The 12,240-nt window shown below is 44.2% G+C and carries 4 protein-coding genes and 1 pseudogene; 3 read left to right on the forward strand and 2 right to left on the reverse strand.

All coding sequences use genetic code 11. The features are described 5' to 3' along the window. Positions 1–378: 378 nt before the first annotated feature. The 3 genes from BU200_RS00590 (at position 379) to BU200_RS00595 (ending at position 11,026) form a co-directional block, all read left to right on the forward strand. On the forward strand, positions 379–8,742 hold the full coding sequence (locus BU200_RS00590) for a Rib/alpha-like domain-containing protein (protein WP_142237007.1): 8,364 nt from the start codon (positions 379–381) through the stop codon (positions 8,740–8,742). A 70-nt stretch (positions 8,743–8,812) separates the two neighbouring features. After that, positions 8,813–8,986: a hypothetical protein gene (locus BU200_RS11070; RefSeq protein ID WP_158015074.1), complete on the forward strand. Its 174-nt coding sequence runs from the start codon at positions 8,813–8,815 to the stop codon at positions 8,984–8,986. A 273-nt stretch (positions 8,987–9,259) separates the two neighbouring features. Next, positions 9,260–11,026 (forward strand): flavocytochrome c, encoded by a 1,767-nt coding sequence (locus BU200_RS00595; RefSeq protein ID WP_075098300.1) that lies wholly within the window; start codon positions 9,260–9,262, stop codon positions 11,024–11,026. A 287-nt stretch (positions 11,027–11,313) separates the two neighbouring features. Here the strand turns inward: BU200_RS00595 and BU200_RS00600 are convergent. Next, positions 11,314–11,921 (reverse strand): annotated as a pseudogene (locus tag BU200_RS00600) (P-loop NTPase family protein). A gap of 51 nt (positions 11,922–11,972) precedes the next feature. Beyond that, positions 11,973–12,221, reverse strand: coding sequence for a 30S ribosomal protein S20 (gene rpsT, locus BU200_RS00605; RefSeq protein ID WP_075098301.1), 249 nt, complete (start codon positions 12,219–12,221; stop codon positions 11,973–11,975). Positions 12,222–12,240: the final 19 nt, after the last annotated feature.

A 12,240-nucleotide genomic window follows, 5' to 3' on the forward strand; every position in this document is an offset into this window, starting at 1 on the left:
TTTGACAACTATAAGTCAATCTCTATCATGCAAGAGCAACGGTTTGATGCCGTTGCTTTTTTTCGTGAGATTGGGAAGAAATTTGTCCAAGATTCTATGATTATAGCAAGAAAATTAACTAGAAAAAATAATTTAAAAACTCAAAGAAAATACTTGACAAAATCGAACGGGGGGGGGTAGAATATGTGTAGACTATGCGTCTGCTTCATCTTTTAGGAAAGCCAAAGGTCTTGTTGGAATCCTCCCTCGTCTAGGAAAGGCTTGTGGGTATTTTCTCGCTATTACCTAAGGAAAGAGGATATTCTGGTCGCATTTGGCTTGATCGAAAGAATACAAGCATGACGAATAGTGGATTACAATTCAAAGGAGTACAGTAAATTGAAAAGTAGACAGAAAATGGACTGGTATCGTCTAGGACAACGTTTCTCTATTCGGACCTATCATGTCGGAGCCGTGAGTGTCCTCTTGGGTAGCCTTCTTCTGGGAAGTCCCATTGTTCAGGCAGAGGAAAATGTTTCCCTAGATAGTCAGCCCGCAGAGACAGTGGTAGAGGAAGTGGCGAAAGCAGAGGAGACCGTCCTTGTTCCAGCTTCTACCGAAGCAAGTGTGACACCAGCAGAAGCCCCTTCTACCGATACAGCAGTAGCAGATGACCTAGAGAAAGCAAGCCTAGAAATTCAAGAGGTTGCCAAAGCAACCGCAGTTGATACAGCGGTAACAGAAGAAAAACCAGTTGCAACATCAGAAACAACCGCAGTTGAAGCAAGCCCACAAGAAGATAAGCCTGCGCTTACAGTAAAGGAGCCAACAAAAGTTCCAGTGGGGAATGTGAATGCTCTAACAGAAAATGAAAAAGCAGAAGTAAGAGCCAATGTCTTAGCAGTTAATGAAACTGCAACAGATGTGGTGGTTGCAGATAATGGTCAAGTGACCCTTTACTTTGGTGAGAAAACAGCGACGCTAGCTTCCAGCCAAGTTGTAAAACAAAAACCGGTAGCAAGCAGACGAGTATTGCGATCGGCTGATACTGAAACAAGCCCAACTAAGACCTATATTCCAGTAACAATAGGAAATGAAGAATTTTCCCAATATTTAACTATTATTAGACACGATAGAAATACTGGTGAAGAGGTATCTCTAACAAATGAGGGTAAAGAGGTTATCTTAATTCCAGATAATACCTATTATACAGAAGCACGGGTTAATTATAAGGATAAAGTTAGTCTATTACATGATTTTAGTTTTGATGCGGATGTTTACATAGGGGATAAATTTGATGGTATAACTAGAGGTGATATGTTAGCTTTCTCCTTTTCAGATGAGGAAAATCCTTCTAGTAAGAATATCTTAAGATTTGAGATATTAAGTTGGCATAGTGGTAGAAGCTATGTGGACGGCCCACATCTTTACCCAATTGGTAGAATACATAAACTGGTAAGTGGTGCATATACAGATGTTTCATCAGAAAGAAATACATCAGCGATGCCAGAAACAGATTCTTCTTGGAAAGAGATCGATAAAAATTTGGTCACAGCTAAGTATGCTAATTTGCTTGTAAGGTATTCAGCTAATGATAAAATGATGCATATTACTTTTGCAGATAAAGAGTGGCATTATAGTATCGCTGATCTTGTTGAGGCCAATACAAATCCAGAGAAAGAGTTTGATATTAAATTGGATGCAATGACCGGCTTTGCATTCAATGAACATAAATTCAAATTTAATCGCTCTAGTTTCTCTGTAGGCATTCATATTCCTGTTATTCCGATTGTGAGTGTACAAAATGCAGCAGGTACACAAAATAATATCGTTATTGTACGCGGCGAGCCAAATGCTACAATTAAGCTTTATCAAAATGGACAAGAAATTGGTCAAGCTCCATCTGATGAAAATGGTGTAGCCCACATCCATCCGACTACACCTTTGTTAGAAAAACCAATCACAGCACGTTCTTCCAAGGTTGTGAATGGTGCTGAGGTCTTATCTGATGAAAGTAATGCAGTTATCCCCTTCCAGTTACGTGACCCTGAAAAAGTTCTGGTCGATAATCCCCAGCAATTAAGTCCTACTGAGAAAGCAAAGATTGAGCAGGCTATTCAAGAAGCGAATCCAACCGTTCCTATTCAAAGTGTGGCAGTCAGTGACACGGGAGAAGCAACACTTACCTATACTGATGGGACAACATCTCCAGTTGTGAATTATGGACCAGACAAAACAATCGCACAAAAAGATAGTGCCAAATATAATCCAACAGCTAGCGCAGGCGAAGCTATTATTGATGGCTCAGATACACCAAATAGTCCATTAAGTCCAGCCGACCAAGAAGTTGTAAAAGGCAAAGTCGATACAACAGGTTTACCACAAGGTACAAGGTTAGAACCAGCAGGTACAGTTGGTGGCACTGCAGATAATCCCGTCGTTCCAGTAACGGTACGTTATCCGGACGGAACAACTGATACAGTTGATGTGCCTGTAAAACAAAAGGATAATGCCAAATATGATCCAGTTGTTGGTCAGGTAACGAAACCAGAAACAGACCCAGTGACAGCTCAAGATGTGACGAATCAAGTTACTGCGCCAAATGGTACCCAATTGACGGATAAACAGGTCAAGGGCGACCTTCCAACAACGGTGGGTACGCATAACGTTCCTGTTGAGGTCACCTACCCAGATGGCACTAAGGAAATTGTGAACGTTCCTGTTGAAATCACAGACGTAGCGGACAAAGACCAGTTCGATCCAATCGTTGGTAAGGTTACCAAGCCAGAAACTGATCCTGTAACAGCTCAAGATGTAACGGGTCAAGTCACAGCACCAAACGGTACTCAACTGACGGATAAACAGGTTAAGGGTGACCTTCCAACAATGGTGGGTACCCATAACGTTCCAGTCGAAGTTACCTACCCAGATGGCACCAAGGAAATCGTAAATGTTCCGGTTGAAATCACAGACGTAGCGGATAAAGACCAGTTTGATCCAATCGTTGGCAAGGTAACGAAACCGGAAACTGACCCTGTCACTCCGCAAGATGTGACTGACCAAGTCACCGCGCCAAATGGTACGCAATTGACGGATAAACAGGTCAAGGGCGACCTTCCAACAACGGTAGGTACCCACAACGTTCCCGTTGAGGTCACCTATCCAGATGGCACCAAGGAAATCGTGAATGTTCCGGTTGAAATCACTAAGGGTGCGGATAATGCAACGAATGAACCACAATTGAAACCAGATGCACCGAATACTCCAGCTGTTTCCGCAGGCAAAGCCTTGATTGATGGTTCCGATACCCCAGAAAGTCCGCTAAGTCCAGCAGACCAAGAAGCTGTTAAGGATAAAGTGGATACCAGCAACTTGCCAACAGGTACAACCGTAACCCCAGCCGATAAGGTAAGCGGTACTCCCGACAATCCAGTTGTTGAAGTGACTGTCACTTATCCAGATGGAACAACCGATACAATTAACGTTCCTGTTAAGCAAAAGGACAGCGCAATCAATGAGACAAGTGTCAAAGCTGACGAGCCAAACACACCAGCAGTTTCTGCAGGTAAAGCCTTGATTGACGGTTCTGACACTCCAGAAAGTCCGCTAAGTCCAGCCGACCAAGAAACTGTTAAGGATAAGGTGGATACCAGCAACCTACCAGCAGGTACCACAGTTACTCCAGCCGATAAGGTAAGCGGAACTCCAGAAAATCCAGTTGTTGAAGTAACTGTCACTTATCCAGACGGCACAACCGATACAATTGAAGTTCCTGTTAAACAAAAGGATAGCGCAGTTAATGAGCCAAGCGTCAAAGCTGACGAACCAAACACACCAACTGTTTCCGCAGGTAAAGCCTTGATTGATGGTTCAGATACACCAGAAAGCCCATTGAGTGACGCAGATAAGGCAGTTGTTGCGGACAAAGTGGACACCAGCAACTTGCCAGCGGGTACAACAGTAACCCCAGCCGATAAGGTAAGCGGAACTCCAGAAAATCCAGTTGTTGAAGTAACTGTAACCTATCCTGATGGCACCACTGATACAATTGCAGTTCCAGTTAAGCAAAAGGACAGCGCAACTAATGAGCCAACGGTTAAACCAGATGAGGCAAATACTCCAACTGTTTCCGCAGGCAAAGCCTTGATTGATGGTTCCGACACGCCAAACAGCCCATTGACTGACGCGGATAAAGAAGCGGTTAAGGACAAGGTAGACACCAGCAACTTGCCAGCGGGTACAACAGTAACCCCAGCCGATAAGGTAACAGGAACTCCCGACAATCCAGTCGTTGAAGTAACGGTAACCTACCCAGACAGAACAACCGATACAATTAACGTTCCTGTTAAGCAAAAGGACAGCGCAAGCAATGAGCCAACGGTTAAACCAGATGAGGCAAACACACCAACTGTTTCTGCAGGCAAAGCCTTGATTGATGGTTCCGATACGCCAGAAAGTCCATTGTCAGACGCAGATAAGGCTCTTGTAGCGGATAAAGTAGACACTAGCAAGTTGCCAGAAGGCACAGTTGTTACTCCAGCAGATAAGGTAGGTGGCACAGCCGACAACCCAGTAGTTCCCGTAACGGTTACTTATCCAGACGGTACGACCGATACCATTGACGTTCCTGTTAAGCAAAAGGACAGCGCAACTAATGAGCCAACGGTTAAACCAGATGAGGCAAATACTCCAACTGTTTCCGCAGGCAAAGCCTTGATTGATGGTTTCGATACGCCAGAAAGCCCATTGAGTGACGCGGATAAGGCAGTTGTTGCGGATAAAGTTGATACCAGCAATTTACCACAAGGAACAGTTGTTACCCCAGCGGATAAAGTGTCCGGTACTCCCGACAACCCAGTCGTTGAAGTAACTGTCACCTACCCAGACGGCACTACTGACATAATCGAAGTCCCAGTTAAGCAAAAGGACAGCGCAACTAATGAGCCAAGTGTCAAAGCTGACGAGCCAAACACACCAGCTATTTCTGCAGGCAAAGCCTTAATTGATGGTTCCGACACGCCAAACAGCCCATTGACTGACGCGGATAAAGAAGCGGTTAAGGACAAGGTAGACACTAGCAAGCTACCAGATGGAACTACTGTAACTCCAGCCGACAAGGTAACAGGTACCCCAGACAATCCAGTCGTTGAAGTAACTGTCACCTACCCAGATGGAACAACTGATACAATCGAAGTTCCAGTTAAACAAAAGGACAGCGCAACTAATGAGCCAAGCGTCAAACCAGATGAGATAAACACACCAACTGTTTCTGCAGGCAAAGCCTTAATTGATGGTTCCGACAAGCCAAACAGCCCATTAAGTCCAGCTGACCAAGAAGCTGTTAAGGATAAGGTAGACACTAGCAAGCTACCAGATGGAACTACTGTAACTCCAGCCGACAAGGTAACAGGTACCCCAGACAACCCAGTCGTTGAAGTAACGGTAACCTACCCAGACGGAACCACTGATACAGTGAATATCCCTGTGAAGCAGAAAGACAGCGCAAGCAATGAGCCAACTGTGAAGCCAGATGAAACTGGCACCCCAGAAGTTTCCGCCGGTAAAGCCTTGATTGATGGTTCCGATACACCAGAAAGTCCGCTAAGTCCAGCTGACCAAGAAGCGGTTAAGGATAAGGTGGATACCAGCAACCTACCAGCAGGTACCACAGTTACTCCAGCCGATAAGGTAACAGGAACACCAGAAAATCCAGTCGTTGAAGTGACTGTCACTTATCCAGATGGCACAACCGATACAATTAACGTTCCTGTTAAGCAAAAGGACAGCGCAACTAATGAGCCAAGCGTAAAAGCTGATGAGCCAAATACACCCGCTATTTCCGCCGGTAAAGCCTTGATTGACGGTTCAGACGCTCCAGAAAGTCCGTTAAGTCCAGCTGACCAAGAAGCAGTTAAGGACAAGGTAGACACTAGCAAGCTACCAGATGGCACAACCCTAACTCCAGCTGATAAGGTATCAGGCACGGAGGACAGTCCAGTAGTTTCCGTAACAGTTACTTATCCAGACGGCACCACTGATACAATTGCAGTTCCAGTTAAGCAAAAGGATAGCGCAACTAATGAGCCAACGGTTAAACCAGATGGGGCAAACACACCAGCAGTTTCTGCAGGTAAAGCCTTGATTGACGGTTCTGACACTCCAGAAAGTCCGCTAAGTCCAGCCGACCAAGAAACTGTTAAGGATAAGGTGGATACCAGCAACTTGCCAGCGGGTACAACAGTAACCCCAGCTGATAAGGTAACAGGAACACCAGAAAATCCAATTGTTGAAGTAACTGTCACCTACCCAGACGGCACTACTGACACAATTGAAGTCCCTGTTAAGCAAAAGGACAGCGCCACCAATGAGCCAACGGTTAAACCAGATGAGGCAAATACTCCAACTGTTTCCGCAGGCAAAGCCTTGATTGACGGTTCAGATGTACCAGAAAGTCCACTAAGTCCAGCTGACCAAGAAGCGGTTAAGGATAAGGTGGACACTAGCAACTTGCCAGCGGGTACTACTGTAACCCCAGCTGATAAGGTAAGCGGAACACCAGAAAATCCAGTTGTTGAAGTAACTGTCACCTATCCAGATGGCACAACCGATACAGTGAATATCCCTGTGAAGCAGAAAGACAGTGCAAGCAATGAGCCAAGTGTCAAAGCTGACGAGCCAAACACACCAGCTATTTCTGCAGGCAAAGCCTTGATTGATGGTTCAGATAAGCCAAACAGCCCATTGACTGACGCGGATAAAGAAGCGGTTAAGGACAAGGTAGACACTAGCAAGCTACCAGATGGAACTACTGTAACCCCAGCTGATAAGGTAACAGGTACACCAGACAACCCAGCCGTTGAAGTAACTGTAACCTACCCAGATGGCACAACCGATACAGTGAATATCCCTGTGAAGCAGAAAGACAGTGCAAGCAATGAGCCAACGGTCAAACCAGATGCGGACGGCACACCAGAAATCTCTGCAGGTAAAGCCTTGATTGACGGTTCAGGTAAGCCAAACAGCCCATTGACTGACGCGGATAAAGAAGCGGTTAAGGACAAGGTGGACACTAGCAACCTGCCAGCGGGTACAACTGTAACTCCAGCCGATAAGGTAAGCGGAACTCCAGAAAATCCAGTTGTTGAAGTAACAGTTACCTATCCAGACGGCACCACTGATACAATTGCAGTTCCTGTTAAGCAAAAGGACAGCGCAAGCAATGAGCCAACGGTCAAACCAGATGCGGATGGCACCCCAGAAATCTCTGCAGGTAAAGTTCTCATTGACGGTTCCGATACACCAGAAAGTCCACTAAGTCCAGCTGACCAAGAAGCTGTAAAAGACAAGGTAGACACTAACAACTTACCAGAAGGAACAGTTGTTACTCCAGCTGATAAAGTTACAGGAACAGAGGCTAATCCAGTTGTTGAAGTGACCGTAACCTATCCAGACGGCACCACTGACACAATCGAAGTTCCTGTTAAGCAAAAGGACAGCGCAAGCAATGAGCCAGCGGTTAAACCAGATGAGGCAAACACACCAGCTATTTCCGCGGGCAAAGCCTTGATTGACGGTTCAGACACCCCAGAAAGCCCATTGAGTGACACAGATAAGGCAGTTGTTGCAGACAAAGTGGATACTAGCAACTTACCAGAGGGTACAATAGTTACTCCAGCAGATAAGGTAAGCGGTACACCAGACAACCCAGTCGTTGAAGTAACGGTAACCTACCCAGATGGCACAACCGATACAGTGAATATCCCTGTGAAGCAGAAAGACAGTGCAAGCAATGAGCCAACGGTCAAACCAGATGCGGACGGCACACCAGAAATCTCTGCAGGTAAAGCCTTGATTGATGGTTCAGATAAGCCAAACAGCCCATTGACTGACGCGGATAAAGAAGCGGTTAAGGACAAGGTAGACACTAGCAAGCTACCAGATGGAACTACTGTAACCCTAGCTGATAAGGTAACAGGTACACCAGACAACCCAGTCGTTGAAGTAACGGTAACCTACCCAGATGGCACAACCGATACAGTGAATATCCCTGTGAAGCAGAAAGACAGTGCAAGCAATGAGCCAACGGTCAAACCAGATGCGGACGGCACACCAGAAATCTCTGCAGGTAAAGCCTTGATTGATGGTTCAGATACACCAGAAAGTCCATTGAGTGACGCGGATAAGGCAGTTGTTACAGATAAAGTGGATACCAGCAACTTACCACAAGGAACAGTTGTTACTCCAGCGGATAAAGTGTCCGGTACTCCAGACAACCCAGTTGTCCAAGTGACGGTGACTTATCCAGACGGCACAACCGATATAATTGAAGTTCCAGTTAAGCAAAAGGACAGCATGGTCTATCAACCGCAGTTACCATCTGTGACGGAAGTTGGCAATGTCAACCAACTTACCGATCAGGAGAAAGAACAGGTCAAAGAAGCCTTTGAGAAAGCAAATCCACAGCTACCTGCTGGTACGAAAATCTTTGTTTCAGACAAGGGCAGTCTAGCAGTCATCTTCCCAGATGGTTCTGGCTTTGAGATTGATGGAGCCTATATCGTTAGAGGCAAGAACACTCCAGCCCCTCAAGCAGGAGAAGTGAAACCAGTATCTCTAGCAGGACAAGACCAAATCAGAAAACAAGCTCAACTACCAAACACTGGTGAAAGCAGTGTCGCAGGAACTCAAGTGGCAGGTCTACTTACAGTCTTGGGAACATCCTTATTCTGGTTGATGAGTAAAGGTCGAAAAGAAGAAGAATAGGTATGAGCTAAAATGACATATCTATTGGCTAGAGAATCTTTTCAAACTTTAGAATAGAGAGGTATTCTAAATGAAAAAACGATTGCTTATCAATTACTATGGACAGCGACGCTTTACTTGTAAACAGTGTAGCCAAACAGTCATTACCGTAGCAGGCGTTTTAGATAAACGAACCAAGTTTTGTAGCTACCTGTGTTCGAGACGCTATTGGCGCCATGCTAGCAAGTATCGCAAAATGCAGTAGGGTTTCTACGAATAGCAGCAAACATAAGAGGTTGGGATAAAAATCCCAACCTCTTTAAAGTGAGGAGAAGTAGCTTCCCTCTTGAGCATATATGCACTTATTTTTTACGAATATCCAGACTGAAAAATAGGAATTTTCTGACTTTCCTCATAATTACAAAAAATCTATGATAACGGTTGCATTATTTTATTTTTGTGCTAAAATAGGTTTGTGATTTAAAGCACACATTATTTCATATCTATCGTGCAAGCGATAGAAGAAAAGGAGATAAAAATGAGAAGAAGTTTGAAGGTTATACTGCTCAGCTTTGTTGCAGTATTGCTAATGTTTGGCTGTTCTGCTGCGAAAAAAAGCGGAACCTTTGAAGGTGTTGGTAGCGGGAAGCACGGTGAGATTAAGGTTGCTGTCACAATCACAGACGGTGCCATCACTAAGATTGATGTTCTAGAACAAGATGAAAATAAGGTCTTGTCTGAACCCGTTTACGAAGAATTGCAAGACATGATCATTGCGCAAAATTCAGCAGATGTTGAAGCAGTATCTGGTGCATCTGCAACGAGTGAGGGCTATCTCAATGCTGTCAAAGATGCCGTTGAAAAGTCAGGCATTACCCTTGTAGCGGCTAAAAAGTCAAAACAAGCCAAAGAAAAAGACCAAATCCCAGCAGAGCAAGACTTTGATGTCGTTGTTGTCGGTTCAGGAGGAGCAGGATTTAGTGCAGCGATTGAAGCAGCAGAAGCTGGTAAGAAAGTTGCGATCCTCGAAAAACTTCCTGCAATCGGAGGAAATACACTCCTTTCTGGTGGTGAAATGAACGCACCGGGGAACTGGGTTCAAAAGAAATTAGGCATTGAGGGTGATTCCGTAGACATTTACTACCAAGACACTATGAAAGGTGGCGACAATGTCGGTGATCCGAAGATGGTTCGCTTGATGGCTGAAAAAGCCTTGGAATCAGCTGAATGGCTTCGCGATGAGATCAAGGTTGAATTTCTACCAGATCAATTATTCCAATTTGGTGGTCATAGCTACAAACGCGCCCTAATCCCAGTCGGACATACAGGTGCTGAGCTGATTTCTAAATTGAAAATGAAAACTGATGAGTTGAAAATTCCAGTCTTCTTGAATGTGAAAGCTGAAAAGTTGATCAAAGATGACAGTGGAAAAATCGTTGGTGTTACTGCAACAGATAAAGACAAGCGCGAAGTGACATTCAATGCTAAGGATGCCGTTATTTTGACAACAGGCGGATTTGGCTCAAACATTGAAATGCGTAAACAATACAATAAAGAATATGATGAGCGCTATCATTCTACTGACTCTGTTGGTACAACAGGAGACGGAATTGTGATGGCACAAGAAGTAGGTGCAGCACTTACCAATATGGAAAGCATCCAAACCTACCCAATCGCCAATCCAAAAACAGGTATGATTTCCTTGTTGGCAGATACCCGCTTTGACGGTGCGATCTTGGTCAACCAAGAAGGAAAACGCTTCGTAGAAGAGTTGGAGCGTCGCGATGTCATCTCTAAAGCAATCCTTGCTCAAACAGGTGGCTATGCTTATCAAATCTGGAATGATGACATTGATGCCATTTCTAAGACCAAAGAAGCGCATAAGGCTGAATATGACGAATTAATCCGTGAAAAGCTATTGGTCAAGGCAGATACGATTGAAGAAGCAGCCAAGTTCTTCGATATTGATGTTGATACATTGAAAGACACAATTGCTAAGGTCAACGCCTATGCCAAAGATGGTGAAGATAAAGATTTCCACCATCGGGCAGGTCTTGTTTCACTTGAAAAAGGTCCATACTATATCGAAAAAGCAGCCCCATCTGTACACCACACTATGGGTGGACTTGTCATTAACGAAAAGACAGAAGTATTAGATGAAAGTGGAAAAGCTATTCCTGGACTTTATGCAGCGGGCGAATTGACAGGAGTGATCCAAGGTAAAAACCGTCTTGGTGGTAATGCGATTACCGATATTATTACCTATGGTCGAATTGCCGGTAAACAAGTTGGCGCAATGAAATAGTAAAGAGGGGATAATCCCCAAAACATAAAAGGCTTATATCCATATTCCCAAGGATTGGATCTAAGCCTTTTTGTATGCTTGATTTCAGCTATTGCTGCTCAATATCGTCATTTGAATGAGCTTTGCATAGTTAGTCGTTTCAGTTCCTTATCTGAAAGGTAATTTATTTGACTATCATTGAACCTCTGAAATGCTTTAAGATAGGAGGCGACAAGGCTCCTTTGTCAGCGAGTTGTGGTCTGAGTTCAGTAACTGAGCGACTATAAAAGATAAAGGAAATGACTATATCAGCCTTTAATGTTCTCCAGATACTGATCCAATTCTTTTTGATTGCGCAGAATCTTTACCTTATCAACATAGGTTTTGCAGATTGCTTGATAACGGCTACGGCTCTGCGCTTTTGGAGAACGACTGTCTTTTAGAATCCAGAGGATGAATGCCCAGTCCAGTTTTTCGGTACAGCCTTCTGCCATACTTTCTCTGACTTTCCCCGCATATCTAGTATAGCGCTTAAAAGCGCGGTATAGGCAATTCCAGCGTGAAAAAGCCAGTAAGATAATTTGATCTGCCTTCTCTACTCGTTCTTGATATAGTCGTTTCTCTTTAAAAAAATCCTATTCAGACAATCTACAACTCGGTAGGAGAGTATCTAAATAATGTATTTTAAAGTAGAACGACTATAACAGAAAGAAGTGTAATTTCCATCAATAATCCATGATTCTTTTGCCAAAAATGTTTGGAGTTCTTGGCGCACTTCGTCATCTGGTCGTTCCTGCCAATGGGGGAGAAAGCGGAGTTTATCGAGGTGCAGGCAGGGAATTTGGTAATGTTTGCTCAAATATGCTGCAAGAGTTGACTTGCCCGAAGCACTGTAACCGATAATGGCGATCTTCATACAATTCCTTTCTTATTTTGGACAAAAAAAGAAGCCCAAAGGCTCTTTTTATTAAGCAAGTTTTGATGCAAGACGTGCTTTGTCGCGGCTCGCTTTGTTTTTGTGAATCAAACCTTTTGTTTCTGCTTTGTCGATAGCTGAGCTAGCAGCGCGGAAAAGCTCCTCAGAAGGATTTGCTTCAAATGCTTTGATAGCAGTACGCATAGCTGATTTTTGAGCTGAGTTCTTTGCGTTTTGTTTTACGTTCAATTCAGCACGTTTGATCGCTGACTTAATGTTTGCCAATGGTTTCACCTCCACCTTTTCTGTACTAACTATA

Origin of the sequence: Streptococcus acidominimus (genome assembly GCF_001921825.1) — a bacterium.
GTDB classification, from domain to species: Bacteria; Bacillota; Bacilli; order Lactobacillales; family Streptococcaceae; genus Streptococcus; species Streptococcus acidominimus.

Coding starts and splice junctions, on each gene's coding strand:
- BU200_RS11070 (WP_158015074.1), top strand. CDS start 8,813: ATGAAAAAACGATTGCTTATCAATTACTATGGACAGCGACGCTTTACT.
- BU200_RS00595 (WP_075098300.1), top strand. CDS start 9,260: ATGAGAAGAAGTTTGAAGGTTATACTGCTCAGCTTTGTTGCAGTATTG.